The sequence below is a fragment of the Paraburkholderia sp. MM5482-R2 genome, from assembly GCF_050436125.1.
Classification (GTDB): domain Bacteria; phylum Pseudomonadota; class Gammaproteobacteria; order Burkholderiales; family Burkholderiaceae; genus Paraburkholderia; species Paraburkholderia tuberum.
On sequence record NZ_JBNDLP010000003.1, the window covers coordinates 873,106 to 898,374 of the forward strand.

General features: G+C 62.8%; 23 protein-coding genes and 3 pseudogenes. 25 read left to right on the plus strand and 1 reads right to left on the minus strand.

Annotated elements, in window-relative coordinates; translation table 11 throughout:
- Positions 1-183 precede the first annotated feature (183 nt).
- The 16 genes and pseudogenes from OKW37_RS26160 (at position 184) to OKW37_RS26235 (ending at position 17,872) form a co-directional block, all read left to right on the plus strand.
- Positions 184-429 (plus strand): hypothetical protein, encoded by a 246-nt coding sequence (locus OKW37_RS26160; protein WP_429402644.1) that lies wholly within the window; start codon positions 184-186, stop codon positions 427-429.
- A gap of 264 nt (positions 430-693) precedes the next feature.
- The gene (locus OKW37_RS26165; protein ID WP_429402645.1) at positions 694-1,065 is read left to right on the plus strand and encodes a tautomerase family protein; all 372 of its coding nucleotides are present in this window, start codon (positions 694-696) and stop codon (positions 1,063-1,065) included.
- Positions 1,066-1,067: 2 nt separating this feature from the next.
- Positions 1,068-1,281: pseudogene (locus OKW37_RS26170) on the plus strand (acetyl-CoA C-acyltransferase); the annotation flags it as partial.
- A gap of 45 nt (positions 1,282-1,326) precedes the next feature.
- A complete protein-coding gene (locus OKW37_RS26175; RefSeq protein ID WP_429404288.1) occupies positions 1,327-2,178 on the plus strand; it encodes a 3-hydroxybutyryl-CoA dehydrogenase in 852 nt (283 codons plus the stop codon).
- A 1,338-nt stretch (positions 2,179-3,516) separates the two neighbouring features.
- A complete protein-coding gene (locus tag OKW37_RS26180) occupies positions 3,517-4,218 on the plus strand; it encodes an IS6 family transposase (protein ID WP_429402646.1) in 702 nt (233 codons plus the stop codon).
- A 322-nt stretch (positions 4,219-4,540) separates the two neighbouring features.
- Positions 4,541-5,479 carry a D-ribose ABC transporter substrate-binding protein gene (locus tag OKW37_RS26185; RefSeq protein WP_429402647.1) on the plus strand — a complete coding sequence of 313 codons (939 nt, stop codon included), beginning with the start codon at positions 4,541-4,543 and terminating at the stop codon, positions 5,477-5,479.
- Positions 5,480-5,573: 94 nt separating this feature from the next.
- Complete coding sequence (locus tag OKW37_RS26190; protein ID WP_429402648.1) at positions 5,574-6,221, plus strand: DUF2291 family protein; 648 nt, start codon at positions 5,574-5,576, stop codon at positions 6,219-6,221.
- Positions 6,218-7,783 (plus strand): sugar ABC transporter ATP-binding protein, encoded by a 1,566-nt coding sequence (locus OKW37_RS26195; protein ID WP_429402649.1) that lies wholly within the window; start codon positions 6,218-6,220, stop codon positions 7,781-7,783. Before OKW37_RS26190 ends, OKW37_RS26195 begins: the two co-directional genes overlap by 4 nt.
- 87 nt (positions 7,784-7,870) lie before the next feature.
- On the plus strand, positions 7,871-8,938 hold the full coding sequence (locus OKW37_RS26200; protein WP_429402650.1) for an ABC transporter permease: 1,068 nt from the start codon (positions 7,871-7,873) through the stop codon (positions 8,936-8,938).
- 3 nt (positions 8,939-8,941) lie between these two features.
- Positions 8,942-10,051, plus strand: coding sequence for a Gfo/Idh/MocA family protein (locus OKW37_RS26205; protein WP_429402651.1), 1,110 nt, complete (start codon positions 8,942-8,944; stop codon positions 10,049-10,051).
- Positions 10,048-12,009 (plus strand): D-apionate lactonase, encoded by a 1,962-nt coding sequence (gene apnL / locus OKW37_RS26210; RefSeq protein ID WP_429402652.1) that lies wholly within the window; start codon positions 10,048-10,050, stop codon positions 12,007-12,009. The genes OKW37_RS26205 and apnL overlap by 4 nt, the downstream gene beginning before the upstream one ends.
- A gap of 146 nt (positions 12,010-12,155) precedes the next feature.
- Positions 12,156-13,535, plus strand: a complete 1,380-nt coding sequence (locus OKW37_RS26215) for an MFS transporter (RefSeq protein WP_429402653.1) — start codon at positions 12,156-12,158, stop codon at positions 13,533-13,535.
- 39 nt (positions 13,536-13,574) lie between these two features.
- Positions 13,575-14,405 carry a phosphogluconate dehydrogenase C-terminal domain-containing protein gene (locus OKW37_RS26220; RefSeq protein ID WP_429402654.1) on the plus strand — a complete coding sequence of 277 codons (831 nt, stop codon included), beginning with the start codon at positions 13,575-13,577 and terminating at the stop codon, positions 14,403-14,405.
- Between the two features lie 45 nt (positions 14,406-14,450).
- On the plus strand, positions 14,451-15,695 hold the full coding sequence (locus OKW37_RS26225) for a ribulose-bisphosphate carboxylase large subunit family protein (RefSeq protein WP_429402655.1): 1,245 nt from the start codon (positions 14,451-14,453) through the stop codon (positions 15,693-15,695).
- A gap of 7 nt (positions 15,696-15,702) precedes the next feature.
- A complete protein-coding gene (oiaK, locus tag OKW37_RS26230; RefSeq protein WP_429402656.1) occupies positions 15,703-17,076 on the plus strand; it encodes a 3-oxo-isoapionate kinase OiaK in 1,374 nt (457 codons plus the stop codon).
- A gap of 91 nt (positions 17,077-17,167) precedes the next feature.
- Entirely contained in the window at positions 17,168-17,872 is a 705-nt protein-coding gene (locus OKW37_RS26235; protein ID WP_429402657.1) for a transcriptional regulator NanR, read from the plus strand.
- Positions 17,873-18,479: 607 nt separating this feature from the next.
- Here OKW37_RS26235 and OKW37_RS26240 read toward each other — a convergent pair.
- Entirely contained in the window at positions 18,480-18,725 is a 246-nt protein-coding gene (locus OKW37_RS26240) for a helix-turn-helix domain-containing protein (RefSeq protein WP_187620005.1), read from the minus strand.
- 466 nt (positions 18,726-19,191) lie between these two features.
- On the opposite strand from OKW37_RS26240, the gene OKW37_RS26245 reads away from it, so the two are divergent.
- The 9 genes and pseudogenes from OKW37_RS26245 to OKW37_RS26285 all read left to right on the plus strand — a co-directional run bounded on the left by OKW37_RS26245 (position 19,192) and on the right by OKW37_RS26285 (position 24,773).
- Entirely contained in the window at positions 19,192-19,506 is a 315-nt protein-coding gene (locus OKW37_RS26245) for a hypothetical protein (protein WP_429353502.1), read from the plus strand.
- A 99-nt stretch (positions 19,507-19,605) separates the two neighbouring features.
- Positions 19,606-20,544: pseudogene (locus OKW37_RS26250) on the plus strand (IS1595 family transposase); the annotation flags it as partial.
- 193 nt (positions 20,545-20,737) lie between these two features.
- The gene (locus tag OKW37_RS26255) at positions 20,738-20,989 is read left to right on the plus strand and encodes a hypothetical protein (RefSeq protein ID WP_429402658.1); all 252 of its coding nucleotides are present in this window, start codon (positions 20,738-20,740) and stop codon (positions 20,987-20,989) included.
- Positions 20,990-21,057: 68 nt separating this feature from the next.
- Complete coding sequence (locus tag OKW37_RS26260; RefSeq protein ID WP_429402659.1) at positions 21,058-21,582, plus strand: hypothetical protein; 525 nt, start codon at positions 21,058-21,060, stop codon at positions 21,580-21,582.
- 104 nt (positions 21,583-21,686) lie between these two features.
- Positions 21,687-22,784 carry a helix-turn-helix domain-containing protein gene (locus OKW37_RS26265; protein WP_429402660.1) on the plus strand — a complete coding sequence of 366 codons (1,098 nt, stop codon included), beginning with the start codon at positions 21,687-21,689 and terminating at the stop codon, positions 22,782-22,784.
- Between the two features lie 36 nt (positions 22,785-22,820).
- Positions 22,821-22,925 (plus strand): annotated as a pseudogene (locus OKW37_RS26270) (type II toxin-antitoxin system CcdA family antitoxin); the annotation flags it as partial.
- 144 nt (positions 22,926-23,069) lie between these two features.
- The gene (locus tag OKW37_RS26275; protein WP_429402661.1) at positions 23,070-23,507 is read left to right on the plus strand and encodes a hypothetical protein; all 438 of its coding nucleotides are present in this window, start codon (positions 23,070-23,072) and stop codon (positions 23,505-23,507) included.
- Positions 23,508-24,179: 672 nt separating this feature from the next.
- On the plus strand, positions 24,180-24,431 hold the full coding sequence (locus OKW37_RS26280; protein ID WP_429402662.1) for a hypothetical protein: 252 nt from the start codon (positions 24,180-24,182) through the stop codon (positions 24,429-24,431).
- A 3-nt stretch (positions 24,432-24,434) separates the two neighbouring features.
- Positions 24,435-24,773, plus strand: coding sequence for a hypothetical protein (locus OKW37_RS26285; protein ID WP_429402663.1), 339 nt, complete (start codon positions 24,435-24,437; stop codon positions 24,771-24,773).
- Positions 24,774-25,269 lie beyond the last annotated feature (496 nt).

Sequence of the window (25,269 nt, forward strand, 5' to 3'; positions counted from 1 at the left end):
TCCATCTTGGCGGCAATCGACTGGATCGCCTCACACTGCGTCGCATACTCCGCACGGCGCTCGAACACCATGCGCACCGCGCGCTCGCGCAGCTCGCAGTCTAAAATCTTCCTATGCAGGTGCGCACGCTCCATTTGAAAGCGAGGGCGTAAGCCGGCTGACCTGGTGGCATCGCGCACATGGATGGAGAACTGGCAGTGCATGCTGTCGTGTATCGTCGCAAACCGCGGCCTCGTGCTGCCCTCGCTGGTCAATGCCATTGAACGCTTCGTCACCGGTCCATGGCAGTTGGTCGCGATTGAGCGCGAATTCTCCATCGGCGATCCATTCTCGTACGTGCGCAGTTTTCGGTTTGTTGGACAACGGCCGCATGTGTGCCCAAAGTTTGCCGAAATGACGCGCTATCTGTTAGCGCCGATGCAAAAATGACCCGGTTGCTTGACTTGGACGTTGACTCGGCGAGGGGACTCTCTGAACGCACGCCCTAGCGGGTGCCGTACGCGTGAGCACTGTTTGGGGTACTACATACGTCGCAGGTGGCACCGCTCCACCGATAAGGAGCTTGGCACGAGGCCACGACGCCATGTCATGTCATGGCACTTTCAAGCAAGTGGTGGCGCCGCGTTGCAATCACCGACGGCGACGTTGGGAGAGACTGAGGGCCTCAGTAGCCCCTCTTCACGGAGACACAACATGCCCATCATTGTTTGCGAATGCAAGGTCGGAATCGAAGCTGGCGTCAAGGCGAGGATCGCCAGCGAGTTCACGAGCGCGATCAAGGAGGTCATCCTCTCGCCGCTCGACTTGATTAGCGTCGTATTCCACGAAGCCACGCCCGAGAACACCTACCGTTCTGGAGAGCCCACTTCCGAAACGCTGATCTTCTGCCACATACGTGATGGGCGAAGCGACGGCGCCGTGCTGTCGCCGGCCAAAAAGGTGAGCGCGATATGGAGCGCGTGCACCGGGGCACCGGAGGACGAAGTCGAGGTTCTGGTCGCACTGTATCCCGCCAAATACGTCGTGCGCGGCGGTGAACGCCTGCCCGAAGCCCCTCGCGTGTGAGGGCGGTGCAGGCGTGCGCGGTGACGCGGGGGCTGCGGCTCGACCCGGTCAAGGGTGAATCGAACGGCTCGGGTGTCTCGCTTGGCCATCCGATCGGCGGGACAAGCGCGCTGATCACAGTAAAGGCGTTCCACGAGCTGAAGCGCGTCCCACGGGTGCTATTCGTTCGTGACGATGTGCATCGATTGGAGGCAGGACATCGCAGCCATATTTGAGGACCTCGAAGAACTCCACGCAAGCAATGATTGCAACGGGAAGAACATGGGAGTCGAAACAGTAGGAATCGTCGGCGCAGGCACGATGGGCAACGGGATTGCGCAGACCGCAGCCATTGCCGGACTGAAGGTCGTGCTGATCGATGTCACCGAGGCTGCGCTAGCGAAGGGGCTGGCGACACTCGAAACCAACCTTGAGCGGCTCGTTGTGAAAGACAAGCTGGACCGGGCGGCGCGCGACGCTTGTCTCGCGCTCATCGAGACCTCGACTGACTATCAGCGTCTTTCGGCCGTTGATCTCGTGATCGAAGCAGCGACCGAAAGCGTCGAACTCAAGCACCGGATTCTGAATCAGATCGAATCGGTGGCGCGCCCCGCCGCAATCATCGCGACGAACACGTCGTCGATCTCGGTCACGGCACTCGCGGCGATGCTTGATGACGCTTCGCGTTTCATCGGCATGCATTTCTTCAACCCAGTGCCCCTCATGCCACTCGTGGAAATCATCCGCGGGCTGCTGACGAGCGACGCCACCGCCCAGGTGATTCACGAGCTGACGCAACGCCTCGGCAAGACGCCGATCGGCGTGAGGAACTCGCCAGGCTTCGTGGTGAACCGGATCCTTGTACCGATGATCAACGAGTCGTTCTTTCTGCTTGCCGAGGGCGTGGCGAGCGCGGAGGAGATCGACGCGGGGATGAAGCTCGGCGCGAATCACCCGATCGGTCCGCTCGCGCTCGCGGACCTAGTTGGGCTCGATGTCTGTCTGTCGGTGCTGGAGGTGTTTCATAACGACTTCGGCGATCCAAAGTATCGCCCTTGCCCGCTGCTGCGCGAATTGGTCGTAGCGGGCCGGCTCGGCCGCAAGACGGCCCACGGGGTCTATCGCTATGGCTGAGCGGCGCGCCGCGAAGCGCTCCGTTACTCCGCGCAACAGGCCTCACTGTATCGCGATTTCTCAAAGGACGGTCAGGTATGGGCAATGGAGTCGCGCTCAATCGATTATGCGATGTCATCGATTGGAGTCTACTGGGCGGGTCGTTCACCATGCCGCGCTCTGCTCTGGCGCGAATATGGCGAGAAACTATGTACCGAAGGAAGCGTCGCGCACGACGTTCGCTAGGCGGAAATAGAACATTCTGATGCAACTCGCTCCGCGGCCGGAGCCCATCGGGCGTGGTTGTGCTTGGGCTATCTAATATGGTCCTTTTTTATCCGCTTAATAGGACCGCTTCTGAGGGGCTATCAGTTTTCATATGAACCGGAGGACATATCATCTATGGTCGAGTATCAATGATCGTAGACTTTGCTACCATGACCCGGAGACGCCGGCGAATGATGACCAGCCTGCAATGACCGTCGCGAAGACGCAAATCGCAAGAAACTGGGCGTGGTCTGCAAACGGCCACTATGACTGGATGGAAGGGCACGCGCCATCATTCACCGATGAGTTTTGCTAAACATCAGGTCCGTCGATCGACAGCGCCAGCGCGGCGCGGGCGACGATCAGCGACTATAAGGAGCAATTGCTGCATCTCGCGCTGGTCGCTGATCCGAAGTATCTGCCTTTGCCGCTACTGATATGACGACGTCTGCGTGCGAAAGATGTTCCCGTTTCGATCTGACGTCGCACTGGGCTTCGTCGCGTCGCAGGAAGCTTCTGTCGCTTTCGCTGCTGCTGGACCGATCGATCTTTCGGCTCGGAACCGTGCAAAGCATTTTCCAAGCCGTGTGAGAAACGATTGCCTATAGCGATCGTTTGCTCGCTGGTCATCCCAGCGCCACCAATCGCAAGAGCGGTCCACGGTCTTAAGGTCATTAACTTCGCAGTTGCGACGCGCCTCAGTGCGTAAGAGAGCGGCACCGGTTCAATTTACGGCGGGCGTTCGGGGAATAAAGGAGTTGTCGTGGCAGTCTCAGCAAGATCATTGAGAGATTTGGTTCAGGATTGGCTGCTGGCCGACCCTCACGGATGTTTTAGAGTCAGTCATGTTGGACGATGGGGTAAAGCACGTTACGTTCGCGTCGTCGCAGATAATGCAGCGAATTCAATAGCAATGTTTTTTTTTCGTCATCGTGACGGCAGGTGGTGCATCTTTCCGCCGGACCCCGAGCGGCCAGCGATGTCAATCGACCGTTGGGTGGCCGCACACGCTCAAGAGGCAGGGCGACTGGTTCTGTTGCATTAAGGCGGTCCGCTATGATGGGCGGAACGACACGAACGACTGAAAGCTAGATGAAGACGATGAATCCTGCGGTGGCCCGGGTACTCAAACGCCTGCACTATCCGCTCGACGTGATCCTGACTTGCGTGCGCTGGTACGTGGCCTATCCGCTGAGCCTGCGGCACCTTGAAGACATGATGGCTGAGCGCGGTGTTTCAGTCGATCATTCGACTGTGCACCGCTGGGCCATCAAGCTGTTGCCGGTGCTGGAGAAAGCGTTTCGCCGCCGCAAGCGCCCGGTGGGTCAGAGCTGGCGGATGGACGAGACGTACATCCGCGTCAAAGGGGAATGGCGGTATCTTTATCGGGCCGTCGACAAGGAAGGCAACACCATTGACTTTCTGCTACGCGCCCATCGGGACAAGACTGCGGCCCGGCGTTACTTTGAGAAATCGATCGCCTGGAACCGGGTACCCGAGACGGTAACCATCGACAAAAGCGGCGCCAATCTCGCCGCGCTCGAAGCGATCAATGCCGGTCGTGAAGCGCCCATCAAGATCCGCCAGTCCAAATATCACAATAACCTGGTCGAGCAGGACCATCGGGCGATCAAGCGACGAACGCGGCCCATGCTAGGGTTCAAGACCTTTCGCTGTGCCCGGATTCTTCTGGCCGGCATCGAAATTATGCACATGATCGCCAAAGGACAGATGGAATGTGCTCGCGGGACCCATCCGTCCGCCGCTCACCAATTCTACGACCTCGCAATATAAGCACTACTTCGTATATCTATCCCGCTCGCTCTTTGAGTCTTATCGCGACAAAGCCGTTGTTGATGTTTCTACTCAACTTTGCGCCGCCATCCAAACGTATTTTTCACCGCCGCTAACAATCGGCGCACGCACGGGCTCGACACCGAGTGCGCGACGTTTCCCCCGCCTCCGTTGGAGAAAACCCTGGAGTAAATTCCCTTGAAGCGACGTAACCTGCTGGTATGATGACATCATGACGGCATAAGTGATGATGGCAACTAGTTCGCGGCCGTTGACTGGTTTCAGGCAGTGCCTTGAGGTTCAACCAGACAGGAGACAGACAATGAAACTATCCAAGCGGTGGCTCGCGCTCGCGCTGACCACATTGACGGTCGTGGGCGCCAGCAGTGCCGCGCAGGCGGCCAATCTGATCGCCATCATCACTCCTTCCCACGACAACCCCTTCTTCAAAGCCGAAGCCGACACGGCGAACGCGCGCGCCAAGGCGCTCGGCTACGACACCATCGTGCTGGTTCACGACGACGACGCCAACAAACAGTCGAACCTGGTCGATACCGCGATCGCACGCGGCGCGAAGGCGATCATTCTCGACAACGCCGGCTCGGAAGCGTCCATCTCCGCCGTGAAAAAGGCCAAGAGCGCGGGCATTCCCTCGTTCCTGATCGACCGCGAGATCAACGCGACGGGCATCGCCGTCTCGCAGATCGTGTCCAACAACTATCAGGGCGCGCAACTCGGCGGGCGCAGCTTCGTCAAGGCGCTGGGCGAGAGCGGCAACTATGTCGAACTGGTCGGACGCGAGGCGGACATCAACGCGGGTATCCGTTCGAAGGGCTATCACGACGTGATCGACCAGTTCCCGAACATGAAGATGGTCGAGCGGCAGTCGGCGAACTGGAGCCAGACCGAAGCGTATCGCGTGATGGAAACCATCTTGCAGAGCCATCCTGACATCAAGGGCGTGATTGCTGGCAACGACACGATGGCGATGGGCGCCTCGGCGGCACTCAAGGCAGCGAAGCGGCCGGACGTGATCGTGGTGGGCTTCGACGGCAGCAACGACGTGCGCGACGCCATCATGCGCAACGAAATCCGCGCGACGGTTCTGCAGCCGGCAGCACTGGCCGCGACTCAGGCGGTCGAGCAGGCCGACAAGTATCTGAAAACCGGCTCGACCGGCAAGCCCGAAAAGCAGTTGATCAACTGCTCGCTGATCACCAAGGCAAACGCGTCGAAGCTCGACATGTTCGCGCTGCGCTAGGCGCGCGCCCGGCGTGCGGGAATGCCCTGCGCATTCCCGCATCACATCACCGTTTCTCATCTGGCGTACCGAGAGGTTATCCATGAGAGGTTGCATGTACGCGGCGATCGTCGTGCTCGTCGCGACTGGAGCGTTGCAGGGCTGCAAACTGGTCAAGCACGACGCACAAACGTCGAAAAATTCACGCGATGCCTATGCGTCCGGTGGCTATGACGCGAACGCGATGGTCGCCTCCATGTGGAGCACGAAGATCGTGCCCGACGTGGAGAAGCGCGCGACCGACTACACCCGGCTGCGCGACGCGATCAAGGCGGACCCGGACGCCGCGGGCAAGCAGTACGGCTATCGCGGCAAGGACGACAGCGCGCCGTGGAATTTCCCGACCACGCTGCACGGTACCATCGTCGAAGTGGATACCCAGTCGAGCCAAGGCACGGTGGGTGTCGACATCGACGGTGACGGCAAGCCGGACGTCGTGGTGGATATCGGTCCGACCGTGCTCGGCACGACCTTGCGCGACACGCTCGATTTCATCTCCTTCACGAGTTTCCGCAATCAGATCGAATACGCGCAGTTCGGCACCGCGCTGAACAGCTACGCCGCCACGCATGTGATGAAGCCGGTGCCGCGCGACGGGCTCAAGGGCAAAGCGATTTCGGTGACGGGTGCGTTCGCGTATGACTCGTCGGCCGAACAACCCGAAGTCGTGCCGCTCGCGCTTTCGCTGGGAGGCAAATCATGAGTGCGCCAGAGAGCTTCGACGACGACGTGATTCTTCACGTCGAAGGTGTGACGAAGGTTTATCCCGGCACGGTCGCGCTGAAAGAGGTCAACTTCGCGGTGCGGCGCGCGTCGGTCAACGTGCTGGTCGGCGAAAACGGCGCGGGCAAGTCGACCTTGATGAAGATCATTGCCGGGGCGGAGCAACCGAGCACGGGCCGCCTGATTCTCGACGGTCAGCCGGTCGAACTGACGAGCAGCGCCGACGCGCTGCGTCACGGCATCGGCATCGTGTTTCAGGAACTCAATCTGTTTCCGAATCTCAGCATCGCGGAGAACGTGTTCATCGCGCACGAGATCACTCGCGCGGGCATCGACATCGATGCCGACGCGCAGCGCAGCAAGGCGCGCGCACTGCTCAAACGGCTCGAACTGGACGTGAGCCCGGATACGCTCGTCGAAGATCTGCGCATTGGTCAGCAGCAACTGGTCGAAATTGCCAAGGCCCTCGCGCACGACGCACGTGTGCTGATTCTCGATGAGCCCACTTCGGCGCTCAGCGCGGCCGAAGTGGACGTGCTGTTTCAGGTGATCGCGGATCTGAAGGCGCAAGGCGTCGCGATCGTCTACATCTCGCACCGGCTGGAAGAGCTGATCCGTATCGGCGACTACATCACCGTGCTGCGCGACGGCCGCATCACCGGCAATCAGCCGATGGTCAACGTGGACGTCCCATGGATCGTTCGTCAGATGGTGGGTCGCGACACCAAGGATTTTTCGCGCCCGATCGGCCACGAGCGCGGTGTCGAAATACTGACCGTACGCGACGTTTCGTTGCCGCGCAAAGGCAGTGGGCTGCTGGTCGATCACGTGTCTTTGTCGCTGCACGCGGGTGAAATCGTCGGCATATACGGGCTGATGGGCGCTGGGCGCTCCGAGCTGTTCGAGTGCATTCTGGGCTGTCATCCGCACGCGACGGGCGAGGTCGTGCTCGACGGGAAGCCTTTGAGCGGCAAGCCGATTGCGCGCCGAGTGGCCCAAGGTCTCGCGCTGATTCCGGAAGACCGCAAGGCCGACGCGCTGATGCCGATCCTTTCGATCGGCGAGAACATGACGCTCTCCAGCCTCATGAAGTTCGCGCGGGGTTTTCATATCAGCACGCAGCGCGAGCAGCGCTCTATCGCGGGCTATATCCAGGACCTCGCGATCAAGGTCGCCGACTGGCGCCTGCCGGTGAGTTCTCTCTCGGGCGGCAATCAGCAGAAGGTCGTGATCGGCCGGGCGTTGATGACCACGCCCAAGGTGCTGCTGATGGATGAACCGAGCCGGGGCATCGACATCGGCGCGAAGGCCGACATCTTCAAGGTGATGCGCGATCTCGCGGTGAAAGGGCTAGGCATCCTCTTTGTCACCTCCGATCTCGAAGAGGTGATGGCTTTGTCGGATCGCATTCTCGTGATGTCGAACGGTCGCGTGACGGCGCAATTCGAGGCCTCCGACGCGACTCAGGATGCACTGGTCGCGGCCTCGGCGGTGGGTCACCGGGTGGGCGCGGCGACCGACGAGCAGCGTGCCGCGGCCTGACGCTCCCGGGTCTGCTCAGCTTCACTGTCAGCCTCATTTTCCAGCCTCACTTCGAGCTTCCTGTTCCAGCCACTCTGGAGACGATTCATGACGATGGCCATCAAAGGCGCGGCGCCCGGCGCGAGTATCGGCGAGGCGCCGCTTCTATTGCTGCTGAAGCTGCGCACGTTCATTGCACTTTTTGCCGTGGCGATCTTCTTTTCGTTCGCGGCGCACAATTTTTTGAGCATCGAAAATCTGCTGATCATGTCGCGTCACGTTGCGCTGAACGCGTTTCTCGCGATCGGCATGACGTTCGTGATCGTCGCGGGCGGCATCGATCTTTCGGTCGGCTCCATTGTCGGGTTGTCGGGCATGGTGGCGGGCGGGCTGATCCTGCATGGCATTCCGCTCGGCGATCAGTACACGCTGTTTCTGAGCGTGCCGGAGGTGATCGTCGTCGCGCTGCTGACAGGCGTGGCGGTCGGCGCGATCAACGGGCTGCTGATTACACGCCTGAACGTCGCGCCGTTCATCGCCACGCTCGGCACCTTGTATATCGCTCGGGGCGCCGCGTTGCTGTCTTCGGGCGGGGAGACGTTTCCGAACCTTACGGGCAACCCCGATTACGGCACGACTGGCTTTCCGCTTCTTGGCGGCGCGACAATACTCGGCATTCCGTTGACCATCTGGCTGCTGATCGTGGTCGGACTGGTGGCCGCGTATATCGCCGCTCGCACGCCGCTCGGCCGGCAGATTTACGCGATTGGCAGCAACGAGCGCGCCGCGCAGCTGTCTGGTGTGCGAGTTAATCGCGTGAAGATGTTCGTGTACATGTTTTCGGGTTTTTGCGCGGCGATTGTTGGCCTGATCATTTCTTCGGAACTCGTCGCATCGCACCCGATGAGCGGTGAGACTTTCGAACTCAACGCCATTGCGGCCGCCGTGCTGGGCGGCACCTCAATGTCCGGCGGACGCGGCAAGATCGGCGGCACGATTGTGGGTGCGTTCGTGATCGGCATTCTTTCCGATGGCCTCGTGATGATGGGTGTCAGCGCGTTCTGGCAAACCGTGATCAAGGGCGTGGTGATCGTGGCCGCCGTCGTGGTCGATCAGATTCAGCGCCGCGTGCAGCAACGCTTTGCACTGCAGAAACAGGCCGCGACGGGAGTGTGAGCGATGAACGCATCGGACATGCAACAACCGCACGGCAGCGAACGCGTGCTCAAGGGCGCGTTAATTGGCTGCGGATTCTTCGCGCAAAACCATCTGCATGCATGGCGCGACATTGACGGCGCGCAAATCGTCGCGCTGTGCGACGCGGACGAGGCACGCCTGACTGCAAGCGGCCGCGCGTTCGGCATCGAGCGGCTTTACACCGATGCCGCCGCGATGCTGCAAGCGGAACGCCTGGATTTCGTCGATATCGCCACGACAGTGTCGAGCCATCGCGCGCTAGTCGAGATGGCCGCCGCTGCGCGCGTCGCCGCGATCTGCCAGAAGCCATTCGCGCAAACGCTCGACGACGCCCGCGCGATGGTCGACGCATGCCGCGAAGCGGGCGTCCCGCTCATGGTGCACGAGAACTTCCGCTGGCAAAGCGCGATTCAGGCGGTAGGCGCCGCTTTGCGCGACGGCGCGATCGGGCAGCCGTTCTGGGGCCGCGTATCGTTCCGCTCGGCATTCGACGTGTTCAGCGGCCAGCCATATCTGGCGAAAACCGAACGCTTCATCGTCGAGGACCTGGGTATTCACGTGCTGGACATTGCTCGCTTTCTGTTCGGCGATGTAGTCCGTTTGAGCGCGACCACGGCACGTGTGAATCCGGCGATTCGCGGCGAAGACGTCGCCACCGTGCTGCTAAGTCATCAAAGCGGCGTGAGCAGCATTGTCGATTGCAGCTACGCGACGCGCTTGCCGCACGAGCTATTCCCGCAGACGCTGATCGAAGTGGACGGCTCGCACGGCACGCTGCGCCTTCTCGCGGATTACCGGTTGCAGATCCATACCGCCGAGGGCACCCATACGCACAATGCCGAACCGCGCAAGCTGTCGTGGGCGAGTTCGCCGTGGGAGGCGATTCAAGGCAGCGTGCTGGAGATCCAGAAGCATTGGATCGAGTGCCTTTGCGGCGCACGCGAACCCGCCACCAGCGGCCGCGACAATCTGCGAACGCTGGCGCTGGTCGAAGCGACGTATCAGTCGGCGAAAGAAGGCCGCAGCATTGCGCTTGCCGGGACCAAAAGCACGGAGGCGGCGCAAGACCAACGCGAAAGGGCGGCGCGATGAACGCCGGCCTCGCGAAGCTCTATTACGGCACGACGCAGGCCGTCCCGCCGGCGCGGCGGCTTTCGGTGGGAGCATGGTCCGCCTCGCTCGCCGATGGTGCGTTACGCGACATCCGCTTTGGGGATATCGAGGTGATCCGCGCCGTGGCATTTCTGGTGCGCGATAAGGATTGGGGAACCTGCCGGCCGGTGTTGAGCGGTGTCGAAATCGACGAGACGTCCGAAGGTTTCCGCGTGGCCTATCGCGCGCGCTGCGAAAACCCGGACGGCGACGTGCTGAGCTACGCGCTGTCGATCAGCTGCACGGCGGCGGGGCCGTTGACATTGCGCGCAAATCTGACGGCGCACAGCACATTTCTCACGGCACGCAGCGGATTCTGCGTGCTGCATCCGATCGAAGACGTGGCCGGTGCGCCGGCACGCGTCGAGCATGGCGACGGCACAATCGAATGTGCGTCGTTTCCGGCGCTGATCGATCCATGGCAACCGTTCAGGAACATTCGCTCGATCGAGCATGATCTGGCGGTTGGCCTCAGCGTGCGTTGCGCATTCACCGGTGACGTGTTCGAAATGGAGGATCAGCGCAACTGGTCGGACGCGTCGTTCAAAACTTACTCGCGCCCCCTCGAATGGCCGTGGCCTTATACGCTCGACGCCGGCGAATCGCTCGAACAAAGCGTAACGCTGAGCGTAGTTCAAAAGACGCCTGGCGCCTTGCGCCGGGCTGACGCATGCGCCGCAAAAACCATCCTGATCGATGTGAGCGAAGGTGCTGAGACCATGCCCGCGCTCGGTGTCGCGATCACCGTGGATGAAGTGGAGGGAGCGCATGCGCATGCTGTCCTTCTGCACGAGCTCGCCCCGCGGCAACTCACTTTCAGCTTCGACCCGACCGCCGGTCACGGCTTAGACGAACTCCAGCGGTTCGCAGCGTTGCAACGACAAAGCGCCACCGACGCCGTGCTGGAATACGCGCTGCCGGGCGTCGAAACGCCGCGTGCCGAATTGCAGATGCTGGCCCGGCAGATCGAATCCGCGCAGCTCGCACTGACTGGCGTGATCGTGAGTCCCGCCGTGCATCGTCAGTCGAATCCGCCGGGCAGTATCAGCCCGCCGTGCCCCTCGCTCGACGAGGTCTACCGCGAGGCGCGGCTGGCGTTGCCGGCGCTGCGCATCGGCGGTGGCGTGCTCAGCTATTTCACGGAACTCAACCGTAAGCGGCCGCCGCTCGAACTGGTTGATTGGGTGACGCACGCGACCTGTCCCATCGTCCACGCCGCCGACGATCTCAGCGTCATGCAGACGCTTGAAGCGATTCCTCATATCACGCGTTCGTGCCGGGCGTTGATCGGCGCGAGGCCGTACGCAATCGGACCGATTTCTATCGGAATGCGGCAAAACCCGTACGGTTCGCGCGTCATGCCCAACCCGGATGCGGAGCGCATTGCGATGGCGGGAGCCGACCCGCGCCAGCAGGCATTATTCGGGGCCGCATGGCTGGTGGGATACGCGGCGGCGCTGGCGGAGGCGGGGCTCGACACGTTCACGCTAGGCGCGTTGACGGGCCCTCGTGGTCTGGCCGAGGAGGGCAGCGGCGGGGCCGTTTCGCGCTATCCGGCGTTTCATGTGGCGCGGGCGTTGGCCGACATGGGCGGGCTCGACCGTCTGCGGGTCGCGGTTGGAGACTCGCGCGAGATCGCTTGCGTGGCGGCCCGCGACGCAGGCGGCGCCATTCGGTTGCTCGCGGCCAACCTGACCGACGCGACGCGCTCCGTTCGCTTCGCATGGAACGGCCCGGCACCCGGCGCTGGCGATGCGGCGATGCTCGATGAGTGTTCGGTTGGGGCGGCGGCCGGGGCGGCAGCGCTTGACGGAAAGCCGCTCGACGTCGCGCGCCCGGTCACGCTTCGTCCGTATGTCGTTGTGATCGCTCGTTTCGAGAGCGGTGCGGTTCTGTAAGGACCGCGCCGAAGCGAAGCCCGAGGGGCTCGGTAGTTAACCCACTGCCAACGATTTAAGCATTGTGGTCTACTCATCACACCAGCGCAGCACATGTGTGATCTGTGGTTTCTCGCCGAAGATCGCGAGTCACGTCGGAGGACGGAATGCAAACCGCAATGCAAAACGCCGGGTCCAGTGAGCTGGAGCGGTCGACCATACGAAAAGTGTCGATGCGGCTCGTACCGTTCGTCGCGCTGATGTTCTTCATCAATTTTCTCGACCGGACCGCGATTTCGTTTGCTGGGCCGAACGGCATGACCAAAGATCTCGGGCTCGATGCTGCGCAATTCGGCTTCGCGGCGGGCGTGTTCTTCATCGGATATATATTTCTCGAAGTGCCGAGCAACCTCGCGTTGCATAGATTCGGGGCGCGCCGCTGGCTCGCGCGAATCATGGTGACGTGGGGCATCGTCGCGTTGCTGTTCACCTGGGTGAGCAGCGTGTCCGGGCTTTATACGCTGCGCTTCTTGCTGGGCGTGGCCGAAGCGGGCTTCTTCCCCGGCGCGATCCTGTTCCTGAGCACGTGGGTTCCGCAGCGTCATCGCAGCCACATCCTCGCGCTGTTCTATCTTGCGCAGCCGCTGACCATCGTGGTCGGCGCGCCGTTTGCCGCGCTCCTGATCGGCGCGCATGGCGTGTTCGGGCTGGAAGGATGGCGCGTGATGTTCCTCGGCGTGGCCATTCCCGCGATCGTGATCGGCATCGTCGCGTGGTTCTATCTGACTGACCGGCCGTCCGAAGCGCGTTGGCTGTCGTCGAACGAGCGCGAATGGCTCACCGCCGAACTCGACGCGGAACAACGCCGGCGCGAAGCCAGCGCCGGTCAGCATCAGTATTCGCATCGCGCGGGCGCCGCCCTGAAGAGCGGCCGCGTATGGATGTTCGCGCTGATGTATTTCGGCCTGATCTACGGCCTGTATGCGCTCGCGTTCTTCCTGCCGACGATCATCGGCGGTTTTGAAGGTCAGTTCGGCTCGCACTTCAACGTGTTCCAGAAGGGGCTCATCACGGCCGTGCCGTATCTGCCCGCGGCCATCGTGCTGTTTTTGTGGAGCCGCAATGCGACGAAGCACGGCGTGCGCAACTGGCATATCGGCATTCCCGCGCTCGTCGGCGCACTGAGCATTCCGCTCGCGCTGTTCATGAAGTCGCCGTCAGCGAGCATCGCTGTCATCACCGTCACTGCCTGCGCGATCTTCTCCGCGCTGCCGAACTTCTGGGCGCTGCCCGCCCGCTTCCTGTCTGGTGCGGCGGCTGCGGCGGGCATCGCGCTCATCAACACGGTCGGCAATCTCGCGGGTTTCGTGGCGCCCTACCTGACGGGCGCGATGAAAGACGCGACCGGCTCGTATCACGCGCCGATGATCGTGGTCGGCGTCTTCATGCTGATGAGCGCCGTGCTCGCGTTCGTGTTCTGCGCCGAGCGTCGCACGGGAATGGCCGACGATCCGGCATCCATTGCACTCGACCCGCACGCTAGCTGACCCTCACGAGCGACACCGAACCCCTGGAAGGAGAGAACCATGAAAGAGAAAATTGCACTGATCGGCGCGGGCGGAAAGATGGGTTTCCGTCTGAGCAGCAATCTGCTGAAATCGGACTACCGCGTTTCGCACGTCGAAGTAAGCGAAGCGGGGCAAAAGCGCTTGAAGGACGAACTCGACGTGGAGTGCGTCCCGCTCGATACGGCAATCGACGGCGCGCAGGTGGTGATCCTCGCCGTGCCCGACACGCTGATCGGCAAGCTCAGTCATGAAATCGCGCCGAAGCTGCCGTCGGGCACGATGGTGATGACGCTCGACGCCGCCGCACCCTTCGCCGGTCATCTGCCGGATCGTCCCGACTTGACGTACTTCGTTGCGCACCCATGCCATCCGCTTATTTTCAGCGACGACGACGATCCGAAAGCCCGGCGCGATTTTTTCGGCGGCGCGTACGCCAGACAGTCGATTACGAGCGCGCTGATGCAGGGCCCCGAGTCCGCATTCGATCTCGGCGAGGACGTCGCCAAGACGATCTATCAGCCGATCTTGCGTTCCTATCGGCTGAGCGTCGACCAGATGGCGCTGCTCGAACCGGGCCTGTCCGAAACGGTTTGCGCGACGCTTCTCTATGTGATGCGCGAAGCGATGGACGAGACCGTCAAGCGCGGCGTGCCTAAAGAGGCGGCGCGCGACTTTCTGCTCGGTCACATGAACATCTTGAGCGCGGTGATCTTCAACGAGATCCCCGGCGCGTTCTCGGACGCATGCAACAAGGCCATCGAATTCGGCAAGCCGCGGCTGATGCGCGACGACTGGAAGGGCGTATTTGAGCGCGAGGAAATCGCGGAAAGCATTCGCCGCATCACCTGAGGCGCAGCGCGGCTTCTCATCATCGACTCTCAACAGGACTGCATCGTGAGCGAACGCATCTACGCGACCTACTGGCTCGAAACGGGCGATGATCCACGCCGTGCCGCCGACATCATCGCGGGCGAACAGTCGAGCGGCACGTTCGTCGCGCTGCCCACGGAGACGCCCGAACTGAAGGCGCGTTCCGGGGCGCGCGTCGAGCGGCTCGACGTGCTCGAAACGGTGGACCGACCTTCATTGGCGGGCGGCCTTGCATCCGGCCGCTATACGCGCTGCACGCTCGAACTGTCGTGGCCGATCGAGAACTTCGGCGCGTCGTTGCCGAATCTGATGTCCACCATCGCGGGCAATCTGTTCGAACTGCGTCAGGTGTCGGGCTTGCGGCTCACCGGGCTGAAATTGCCAGCGTCTTTCGCGGTGGCATATCCAGGCCCGGCATTCGGCATTGAAGGCACGCGCCGTCTGAGCGGCGTGACGCATGGTCCGTTGATCGGCACGATCATCAAGCCGAGCGTCGGCCTCTCGCCCGACGAAACCGCGCAGCAGGTGCGCGAACTCGTCGAAGGCGGCATCGATTTCATCAAGGATGACGAATTGCAGGCGGACGGTTCTCATTGTCCGTTCGACGAACGGGTGAAGGCCGTCATGCGTGTCGTGAACGCGCATGCGCAGCGCACCGGCAAGAAGGTCATGGTCGCCTTCAATCTGACCGGCGATCTCGACCAGATGCGCCGCCGTCACGACCTCGTGCTGGAGCAGGGTGGAACCTGTGTGATGGCGGTGCTCAATTCCGTCGGTCTCGTGGGCTTGCATGAACTGCGGCGTCATTCGCAATTGCCGATTCACGCGCACCGTGCGGGCTGGGGCTATCTCACGCGCGGCGAAGCATTGGGCTGGGACTTCGCGCCGTGGCAGATGCTGTGGCGTCTCGCTGGCGCGGATCACATGCACGTGAACGGACTGCGCAACAAGTTCAGCGAATCGGACGACAGCGTGATTGCGTCCGCGCGCGCTGTCCTTGCGCCCGTGATGCCTGAAGCGCCGATGCCCGCGATGCCCGTGTTCAGTTCCGGCCAGACCGGTTTGCAAGCCGCCGACACATACGCAGCGATCGGACGCGCCGATCTGATCCATACAGCGGGCGGCGGCATCTTCGGCCACCCTCAGGGCGTCGCTGCGGGTGTCGACGCGTTGCGCGAAGCGTGGGTTGCGGCGATCGAAGGCACACCGCTCGAACGGCATGCCGAGCGGCACCCGGCGCTGCGCTCGGCGCTCGGTTTCTGGAAGTGAGCGCGGCATGAGCGACCCATCGAACGAGGTGTTGGGCGACGGCCTGCTGCTCGCCTATTACGGCGACGACTTCACCGGATCGACCGACGCCATGGAAGCGATGACGGCAGCAGGCGTGCCGACCGTGTTGTGCCTGGACACGCCCTCTCCGGATCTGCTGACGCGCTTTCCCGATGTGCGCTGCGTCGGGCTTGCCGGTTCGTCGCGCGGACGCAGCCCTGCGTGGATAAACGATGTATTGCCTGCCGCGTTCGCGGCTCTCGCGGCGCTGGGTGCGCCGGTTCTGCAGTACAAGGTTTGTTCGACGTTCGATTCGTCACCGGAGGTCGGGTCGATTGGCGCGGCCATCGACATCGGCGTGAAGTCAATGTCCGCGCAGTGGTCGCCGATGGTCATCGGCGCGCCGCGTCTGAAGCGCTATCAGCTGTTCGGCAATCTGTTCGCAGCGGTCGATGGTGTCGCCCACCGCTTGGACCGTCATCCAACCATGTCGCGCCATCCCGTCACGCCGATGAACGAGGCGGACCTGCGCGTCCATCTCGGTCGGCAGACTTCGCGGCGCATCGAGTTGGTCGATATGCTGCAATTGCGCGCGGGCGAGGGCGCCGCTCGTGTGCGGTCGTTAAGCGCCGCAGACACGCCCGTCGTGCTGATCGATGTGCTCGATGAGGAAACGCTCATCGAAGCGGGACGGCTCGTGTGGGAGCAACGTGGCAGCGGTGTGTTCAGCGCGTCTTCCTCGGGCATGCAGTACGCGCTCGCCGCTTATTGGCGCGCGCGCGGCTGGCTTCCCGCGACACCGTCGTTGCCGGTAGCGCGCCCCGTCGATCAGATCGCGGCCGTTAGCGGAAGCTGCTCGCCCGTGACGGCTGGGCAAATCGCCTGGGCGCGCGCGAACGGGTTTCATGTGGAGCGGCTCGATTTGCCGCGCGCACTGGATCAGCGGACGAGCGGCGGCGAAGTGCGACGCGCGTTCGAGGCGTCCGCCGATGCAATCCGCCACGGCAAGAGCGTGATCGTGCACAGCGCGGAAGGACCGGACGATCCCGCCGTGCAGGGCTTCGACTCGATTGCACGCGATGCGGGACAGACGCGGCACGAGGCGGCGCGCAATGTCGGCGGCGCGCTGGCCGAGGTGATGTGTCAGTTGCTCGATCGCGTGGCGCTGCCGCGCGTGGTGGTAGCGGGCGGCGACAGTTCCGGAGAGGTCGCGAGCACGCTGGGCATCGATGCGCTGAGCGTGGCTGCGGGACTCGCGCCGGGGGCGCCGTTGTGCCGGGCGTGGTCGTCTTCGGCGCGGCGCGATGGACTCGAAATCGTTCTCAAGGGCGGGCAGATTGGGGGCGCGGATTTTTTCGGGATCGTGAGAGCGGCCGGATAGCTAGTGGTAGGTCGGGGACGGCCTGATCTCGCAAACATCGGGTCGTATATGGTATCGTCATCACACCACAAGCTTGAATGACGAAGACGCAATGGGCGAAATCATCCCGCGCCGCAAACTGTACCAGGAGGTCGTAGACCGTCTGATGGAGCGCATTCGCTCCGGTGAGATCGCGCCCGGCACGCAATTGCCGTCGGAGCGTGAACTCATGGAGATGTATGGCGTCGGCCGGCCGGCGGTGCGCGAGGCCCTTCAAACGTTGGAGCGGTCCGGCATCGTCGAGATCGTGCATGGGGAGCGCGCGCGCGTGGTCGTGCCAACTGCGGATCGGCTGATCGGACAGATTGCCGGCGGGGCCATGCACCTGCTGCGCACGCATCCCGACATGCTGGCGCATTTGAAACACGCGCGCCTCTTTCTGGAAACGGGCACCGCGCGCATGGCTGCTGAACGCGCTACCGAAGAGGACGTTGCGCGACTGCAATTGAGCGTGGCCCAGCATCGGGCGTCGATGGTCAATCTCGAGGAGTTCATCGAGCGCGATATGGCGTTCCATCGTGAGATAGCGATGATTAGCGGCAATCCGATTTTCCCGTCGATCGTCGAATCGTTGTTTCGCTGGGCCGGCGAATACTATCGTCCGCTGGTTCGCGCGCCTGGCGCCGAGGAACTGACGCTATCCGAGCATCAGCGTATTGTCGACGCAATTGCCCGTCACGATGGTGACGGCGCTTCCGAAGCAATGCGCGCGCATCTGACTCGCGCCAACGAACTGTATCGCACGCTGATTACGTAGCGACCCGTCGTGCGGGTTCATCGCAGAGTCGGCATCTCTCCGTCGGGTCGGCTCCGATGACGGCTGCTAGCCAACACTTCGACTCCATCGAGATCTCACGCTGGCCGCGGAGAACCGTTATTCACTGCCTCTCCTGCGTTTCGCGGGGCGCGCCTCGAACCTGGCATTGCAATTGCGGGCAGTGGATGCGTGCCCCCGGGCACCTCCACCGTACGCAGGCCGGCTCAACTTCTACCTTGCGATCGATGTCGTTGGAAACAAAAATCTGCCATCAATCGACCGGATCGAGGCAGAACTTCGCCCGGACACGTACGGGGGGCGCGAGCAACCCTAAAGCCGAGACGAATTTTACATAAAAGAAATGAGCGAAATTTATATTTAGTATGCTTAACTAAATAACACAGAGAGCATTCATGTAGAGATGGACGTAAGACATGACCTGAATGTTGTGGCCTGTAGATTTCCCGGCGAGCTTCTTCGCGGCAGCAGGATCGGTGCCGCGTCGTCACTAGCTACTTCTGACGATTGAGGCTCATTTGATGTCTACACGAGACGGGAGGTAAATAGGGCATCGCTCTGAACTGCAATCGATCGATTCAATTTCGCCTCAAAGACCAGCGCTTTTGAAAAGTTTCGACGGTGGAATGTGTAGGGCGTCAGCAATTCGAATGAGGTTTAGAACAGATAGGTTGCGTTCCCCTCGCTCGATTCGCCCCATATGGCTGCGGTCAATTCCCGTCGCATGCGCAAGGGCCTCCTGTGAGACACCGAATTCCTGCCGACGAGCGCGAACCGTCGCGCCTATGGCGGCTAGGTGTCCCGCATCGTCCATTTTGACCGATACCCTTTGCATCCCATGATGGTCGCGGTATGATGGTCGTTTGGCCACGGCATTTACGACCCATTTTTGAGGGCGATGGTCTTTTTACTTTTGGGTCACGTTTCTAATGTCGGGTTGAAAGCGTCCTCCGCCTCAGTCGGCAACGGCTGGCGCAGTGCGGGCGTGGCGGCGAGCGTAGACGCGGGATAAGTGAATAAGGTGGCGGGAATTTTGTCGGTCGTCTGTCTGTGGGTTCTTTTTCGTCGACTCTTGTCGCGAAGACCACATGCTCGGCGAGCAGTTCGTTGGTAATGAAAGCGTTTGAGGTCGTAGCTGTATGTTTGTAACAAGTGAAATTAACCGTGTGCCTGCGTTGAACGTGCCTTTCGGCGGGTTGCCGGGCAGGGGGGTATGGTCAGCGGTCCAGCAACTGTTACCGCGGGACGTCCTGATTCTCAGGGTGTCGCGGGCGCGCTCGCGGGCCGTCCCGACGATCGTGATGCTGGACCTGCCCGCAACCGCTGCGACGCTCGAGCAGTTCGTCGGAGGGGATGTCGTTCTGCGCGACGCGGCCGTACTGAGTACGAGGCTGGCACGGGAGGTCGGCCAGTGGACGCTCGAACCGCTTTGCGAGATCCGGGTGGGCGCAACCGAGTACGAACATCGCGGCCAGGGCAAGCAACTGCTCACGGTGACCCGGTTCACGACCGCTGCGGGGCGGACGTTGTCGGTGCCGTATGCGCTGGCGACACAGCCCGCGCGCGGCAGGCGGCTCTGGCGCGCGAAGGCGCCAGCCGCACCGGCTAGTGCCTAATCCTGGCTCGCAGGGCGATGCACCGGTGAGGAGAGGGGGCGCCGTGATAATCCGCCTATGGGGTGTCCATTTGACCGGAGTTAAGCGTAGACTGGGGCAATGGAACGCGCCCACGCCAGCATCCACTACCCTAAGTCCCTTGGGGAGTTTCAGGCCTGGTTCCCGACTGATGCAGACTGCCTGGACTACCTCGAATGGCTGCGATGGCCTTGCGGCTTCGTCTGCCCGTCCTGTGGGCATCACGGAGGATGGCGGCTTGGGGACAACCGGTTCATGTGTACTGGATGCGGTAGCCGCACATGGGTGATGGCTGGCACCATCTTTGACCGGACACGTACTCCGCTCACGGTTTGGTTTTCGGTCTGTTGGCATTTTGCTACCGCTAAAGATGGGATCTCCGCGCTGAGTTTGAAGCGGACCTTGGAGATCGGCTCCTACCAGACGGTGTGGGCTATTCTTCATCGCCTGCGGTCTGTTCTGATTCGCCCCGATCGGGAGCGCCTTTGCGGGAAGGTGGAGGTGGACGAAACCTACATCGGAGGCAAAGAATCCGGACTTTCGGGAGGCCGTGCCAAAGGGAAGAAGATCCTGACGTGTATCGCGATCGAGATCGTGGAGCCGAAGGGATTCGGGCGCTGTCGAATGGCGCCCGTGGCGGATGCCTCCTCGGAATCGCTTCGCTCCTTCGTGTTGGATAACGTCGAGCCCGGGGCGACGGTCATCACCGATGCCTGGCAGGGTTACCGGTGGCTGGAGAAGAATGGTTACATCCATGACCGCCGTAGCCAGCGGGCCGCGTCGGCGCGGGGCGAGGACCCCGAAGAACTTCTGCCAGGTGTGCATCGAATAGCGTCCCTTGCAAAACGTTGGCTCCTGGGCACCCACCAGGGAGCGGTGGATTCTGCACACTTGCCCAGTTACCTGGACGAGTTCGTGTTCCGTTTCAACCGCCGCCGCTCACGTAGCCGAGGGATGCTGTTCTATCGGGTCATGGAGCTTGCTGTCGCCCATGGACCGGTTCGTTACCAAGACCTTGTTATGACCCAGCGCCCAAAGGCTGTTCCTCCAAAGCCGCCGGGGCAACGCGGACATCCGCCCAGCTTGGAGCGACCTTCGCCGAGCCGCCCGTGGAGGCAAAACGCTAACTCCGGTTAAATGGACACCCCATATCCGCCTTATCGCGGCCAGCGCACCACCGGCGCATCGGCTGCGGCTTCAAAAAGGGATCGGTATGAGCAGACACAGGCGGGCGATCGAGCTTCCGGACGAAACCTCCGAAACACTGCGCGCGCGGCTGCGGCGCTTCGTGCGTGCGACCCGCGACGACGTAACCGGGGCCGTGCCGATCCCGTTTCCCGCACACGTGACGGTGCTCGCCGGGCCGCTGCGGCGGATCCGCGGCGCGCGCGAACACCGCATGATGCCGGGGCCGGAGGTGCGGGCTGGGTCAGACGCGCGCAGGGATGATGGCGACCAACCCTGATCAGCCCCGGGCGGGTTCGCGCTGGATGACACGGGGCGAGCCGACGGCAACATGACGAAGTAGCGGACATGACGGATACACACTTTCACGGCGCATTGCGCTGGCCACTGCCGGCTGAACCCGAGCCGCAGGCCGGCTGGAACAACCGGTATTTCCTTGACACGGAATTCACCGACTTCCGGCAGTGCCAGCTGCTCAGTCTCGCCCTCGTGGGCGAGAACGGGTACGAGTTCTACGGCGAGCGGACCGATTTCGATCCGGCGTGGTGCAGCGACTTTGTCCGCGCCGTGGTACTGCCGCAGCTCGGCCAGTCCGAGGGGCGCGCGATGCCGTTTGCAGCGCTGCGCGAGGCACTGCGCGCATGGCTCATGGCGGTGCCGGGCGACTCCGGGCCGGTGCTGTGCTACGACTACGAGACGGACCTGGCCCTGTTGCGGTTCCTGCTGGGCGGCCCGCTGCCGCGTGGCTGGCGGATCGAGAACATCGCAGGCACGCGCAACCCGGAGCGACGCGCCGCCTACTACGCGCGCCACGGCGGCGAGCACCATGCGCTGCATGACGCACGCGCCAATGCCTATGCGTGTACCGGTTGAAGCCGGGCGGCTGCCGGCCGGGCCGTCGGCCGGTCCGCGGACGTGCGGACGCATTTCTTCGCTCAGACAGAAACAGCCTCACGAAGGGGATCAGGATGGCCGGGATGCGTGTGTGGATTCCACGATCCGACGTACCGCGGATTGCACAGCGCCTGCGGGACCGACGCAAGGCGTCAGCGATGACACAGGGCGATCTCGCGGTCAGGGTGGGAGTGGCAAGAGTGACCCTGGTGCGCCGGGAGAAGGGAAGGTGGCCGCGCACCGTCGCAGCCGCCACCGTGAACGCGCTGGAGGCGGCCCTGCAGGTGCCGCCGGGTTGGCTGCTCGGTCCCGGGACGCAACCATTGCCGGACCCCAGGTTGCCTGCGGCGGATGCCGCCGCCCGCGCAGACGGCGATCCCCAGTCACGGATCCCCGCCGCCCGGTGCCGCGAGATCGGCCCCCACGCCCGGCGGCTGCGCAGTGAACTGGGCCTGTGCGTTGCGGAGGTGGCGCGCGCCTGCCATGTGTCCCGTCCCACGCTGTTGCAGTGGGAACAGGGGACGTTTCCGAAGGCGCTCACCGTGGCGCGCCTTCGCACCTGGGAGCGCGCCCTGCTGCTCGCGCCCGGGCACCTGCTGGCGCCGCCGGCGTCGCATCCCGGCGTAGGCGATGGCCGCTGGCGCGTGACGATCGGCACGGAAACGCTCGAGGCTGCCATCCATCGCGTCGCGGCGTGCCTCGCCAGCCGCGGACGCAACCTCCTCCAACCGGAGCAGCCGCTCGATGCAACGGCCGCGCGCGATGCCGACCTGCTGGCCCACCGCTATGGGGTGGGCGCGCATCGGCGGCCACTGGTCGACGTGGCCGTCTCATACGGGATCGATCCGTCGCACGCCCGCCAGACGGTGGCGCGCATGGTCGCGCGCGCAGCCGGGTTCGCCTTCAGGATTCCGGTGCTGGATGACATGCTCGCGGTGGGCGCGGCGGGCTTTTCGTTCACGACCGCCGTTGCCGATGGTCGCATGCGTGACCTGCTGGGGCCCTCGCTGTCCATGGAACGCGCTGCGGCATTCGCCGGCGACATACTGTCCCGGCGGATCACCGGTGCGGATCCTGGCAAGGCGGTGGCCGGCACCCGCAGGCCGGCGAAAGCGGCGAACGCTTCGCTGGTCGCGGACGTCGTCTGTGTTGCGAAGGAACATCGCCTCGACAGGTCGTAAGCGGCGCAAGGGGGCGTAGCCCGCGTCGCGCCCGGCCGGCAGGGCGGGGTATGGCGGAAGGAGAACGCGAAAGCCATCGAAAGCGAGAACGCTTGCGTGGCGCAGCAGGGGCTTCCACGCGACGGCTACTGGAAGTTCTGACGGGGCGTTCAGCTGTCCGGGCGGAGCCACCGGGACGACCTGATTTGCTGGGGGGCAGGCGATCGCGGCGCAGGTCCGGGTCCTCGACCCGATGCGCGTCCGCGCAACTGCGGTACCGGATGACAAGATCACAAGGAAAGGCGAATGCTTCGAATCACCATTGAATTGCTGCCCGGTGGACGGGAAGACGGAAAGCGGGTCATCGCGACGGCGGACATCGCGCGCGTGAGTGGCGGCGCACTCGCGGACTACAGGGTGGCCCTGGACGATGCGGTGCTCCGGCAGGTCGGCGAGCGGGCCACGGTGCGCGGCTATCCGAGATGGGCGGGCAGCGTATGGGATCTCGTTGCGCGCTGTGTTGCCGCTGCGCTGAATCAGGGCCGCGAAGCCCTGCCACCGCGCCCCGCGCCACCGCAGGTGACGGTTCACGTGAATGACGCCGGCTACCGTTACGTGCGTCTGGATGAGATTCCCGAGCCGGCCCGAACGTACTTCGACAGGAAACTGGCCGGTTCGGGCATTCCTGACCACGGCTGTGCTTTCGCGCACGACTGGTTCGACTTTCTCAACGGCCAGCGCTGATGCCAGAGCGGTGCGCCGTGCCTTGTAGCAAGTTGCAGCCTCGCACAACATGTCGATCAGATCGAACCAGCCGTCGCCGCACTTGAAACCCCACAGGGAGAAAACCGTTGGGACGGTATCCAGATCATCAGCGACTGTCGGGTTGACGTCGAAGATGAGCGGGTATTTTGCCCGCAGGATGCCTGACCGTTCTCCCGCACCGTTCTCCCGCGCCCATTCCTGTACCGCCATTGCAGCAACGGGATCGATTGTCCCATCGTGAAAGGCTCTCCGGAACCCGAGTGCGGTGCACGGTCAGTGATGGGCGATGATGGCGTTCTGGAATGCGCTGTAAATTTTATAAGCGTCAGGCAGCACGGCCGCTCGGCCAACCTGCTTCTCGCCAGACACCCTATACGCCGGGCATCGGAGATTGCGACAATGGCGCTCCCTGAAGCATATTGCGGTTATCGACGCGAGTCTGTCATGGCCGCATGCAGATCGGCTGCTTCATCCGGAAGAAGGGATAAGGCTGGACCACCTGCGAACCTGTCTGGCCAACCGGGATCGCATGATGAACAGTGAAATGAGAGGCGGCTGTCAGTGACGCCGCGGACCGCATCCAGTATCTGCAGCGATTGGCCGCCGACAATCAGGGCATCGGCGAAACGCTCGCAAAAGGGACAGGGATTCATGAGTACCAGGAACCACATCAAGTATCAGGCGAAAGAGGGTGATCAGCCCGGCTGGGATCTCTACACCGAGATTCTTGAGCCGGACGACGTCGTGTATCTGGAGCTCGACGGTGTAGCCGCTGAAGTCACGATGCTCGGGAACATGGAGCGCGGCCCGGGCACGGTGCTGTTGCGCCTGCCGGTCGACACAGCGAAGCAGCTTGGTCTCGTGCCGCCGGACTGGGAAAATTCGGACTGGGGAAAAGGATAGGTCATGCGCGAATACCGGGACAGGACGGTGCAGGAGGTCGCGGCCTGCACATGCGACCGCTGCGGCCGGCGCATGACGCCCGTTGACGATCAGGGGGAGTGGTACGAAAAGATGTCGCTCGATTGGCGTGGCGGCTTTGGCTCGATTTTCGGCGACGGCGCCCATGTGAGCCTTGACCTTTGCCAGCAGTGTGTCCGCGATACGCTGGGGCGTTGGCTTCGCGTCGATCCGCCGTCCGGACCGGATGGCTCAATGCAAGCCCTGAAGGGCGTCGTGCCCCGACCCAATGCGCCGGTATCTGTCGACAGGATGAATCCCGGGGAATTTCACGAGCGCGACTAGAGGGCTTACCGCCCCATGCGGCTCCGCGCGTCGCTCAGACTGCCGATCATGGATTGCCGTTTCTCATGGGGCATCCCGAACTCATCGTCGCGACACTCAGGCGGCTCGTTACCTTCGGTTGAACAGGTTAGCCTTATCGCTGAACGAGTCTTGTCGACCGCATCGCCGCCGGTGCGACGTTGGGAGTTCAAGCGCAGATAACAAGATGGACCGGTCGTTCATGACGGCGCCTCAGAGGCAGCAGCTCGGCCAAAGCCGACGTTGGGGAGGGCTGGGTTCTACGTCGGCAATGTGAAGGATTGCCGACGTAGCGGCGCCGAGCAGCCGGGCGACAGATTCCGGCATCGCGAACTCACACTCCCGACCCGAAGCGGCCGGTCGAACTCCAAGAGGCGTATGGCCGCTTCCGCCATGTACTGCAGCCGTTGCGGCCACCCATGCGAGCAACGAGCTATCGTCGCTTGCCGACATTGGGACGAACTGGGTTCTAGGTCAG

Excerpts from the sequence above, each read along its gene's own strand:
- OKW37_RS26160 (WP_429402644.1), top strand. The coding sequence starts at position 184 with ATGGAGAACTGGCAGTGCATGCTGTCGTGTATCGTCGCAAACCGCGGC.
- OKW37_RS26165 (WP_429402645.1), top strand. The coding sequence starts at position 694 with ATGCCCATCATTGTTTGCGAATGCAAGGTCGGAATCGAAGCTGGCGTC.
- OKW37_RS26175 (WP_429404288.1), top strand. The coding sequence starts at position 1,327 with ATGGGAGTCGAAACAGTAGGAATCGTCGGCGCAGGCACGATGGGCAAC.
- OKW37_RS26180 (WP_429402646.1), top strand. The coding sequence starts at position 3,517 with ATGAAGACGATGAATCCTGCGGTGGCCCGGGTACTCAAACGCCTGCAC.
- OKW37_RS26185 (WP_429402647.1), top strand. The coding sequence starts at position 4,541 with ATGAAACTATCCAAGCGGTGGCTCGCGCTCGCGCTGACCACATTGACG.
- OKW37_RS26190 (WP_429402648.1), top strand. The coding sequence starts at position 5,574 with ATGTACGCGGCGATCGTCGTGCTCGTCGCGACTGGAGCGTTGCAGGGC.
- OKW37_RS26195 (WP_429402649.1), top strand. The coding sequence starts at position 6,218 with ATGAGTGCGCCAGAGAGCTTCGACGACGACGTGATTCTTCACGTCGAA.
- OKW37_RS26200 (WP_429402650.1), top strand. The coding sequence starts at position 7,871 with ATGACGATGGCCATCAAAGGCGCGGCGCCCGGCGCGAGTATCGGCGAG.
- OKW37_RS26205 (WP_429402651.1), top strand. The coding sequence starts at position 8,942 with ATGAACGCATCGGACATGCAACAACCGCACGGCAGCGAACGCGTGCTC.
- apnL (WP_429402652.1), top strand. The coding sequence starts at position 10,048 with ATGAACGCCGGCCTCGCGAAGCTCTATTACGGCACGACGCAGGCCGTC.
- OKW37_RS26215 (WP_429402653.1), top strand. The coding sequence starts at position 12,156 with ATGCAAACCGCAATGCAAAACGCCGGGTCCAGTGAGCTGGAGCGGTCG.
- OKW37_RS26220 (WP_429402654.1), top strand. The coding sequence starts at position 13,575 with ATGAAAGAGAAAATTGCACTGATCGGCGCGGGCGGAAAGATGGGTTTC.
- oiaK (WP_429402656.1), top strand. The coding sequence starts at position 15,703 with ATGAGCGACCCATCGAACGAGGTGTTGGGCGACGGCCTGCTGCTCGCC.
- OKW37_RS26235 (WP_429402657.1), top strand. The coding sequence starts at position 17,168 with ATGGGCGAAATCATCCCGCGCCGCAAACTGTACCAGGAGGTCGTAGAC.
- OKW37_RS26240 (WP_187620005.1), bottom strand. The coding sequence starts at position 18,725 with ATGCAAAGGGTATCGGTCAAAATGGACGATGCGGGACACCTAGCCGCC.
- OKW37_RS26245 (WP_429353502.1), top strand. The coding sequence starts at position 19,192 with ATGCTGGACCTGCCCGCAACCGCTGCGACGCTCGAGCAGTTCGTCGGA.
- OKW37_RS26255 (WP_429402658.1), top strand. The coding sequence starts at position 20,738 with ATGAGCAGACACAGGCGGGCGATCGAGCTTCCGGACGAAACCTCCGAA.
- OKW37_RS26260 (WP_429402659.1), top strand. The coding sequence starts at position 21,058 with ATGACGGATACACACTTTCACGGCGCATTGCGCTGGCCACTGCCGGCT.
- OKW37_RS26265 (WP_429402660.1), top strand. The coding sequence starts at position 21,687 with ATGCGTGTGTGGATTCCACGATCCGACGTACCGCGGATTGCACAGCGC.
- OKW37_RS26275 (WP_429402661.1), top strand. The coding sequence starts at position 23,070 with ATGCTTCGAATCACCATTGAATTGCTGCCCGGTGGACGGGAAGACGGA.
- OKW37_RS26280 (WP_429402662.1), top strand. The coding sequence starts at position 24,180 with ATGAGTACCAGGAACCACATCAAGTATCAGGCGAAAGAGGGTGATCAG.
- OKW37_RS26285 (WP_429402663.1), top strand. The coding sequence starts at position 24,435 with ATGCGCGAATACCGGGACAGGACGGTGCAGGAGGTCGCGGCCTGCACA.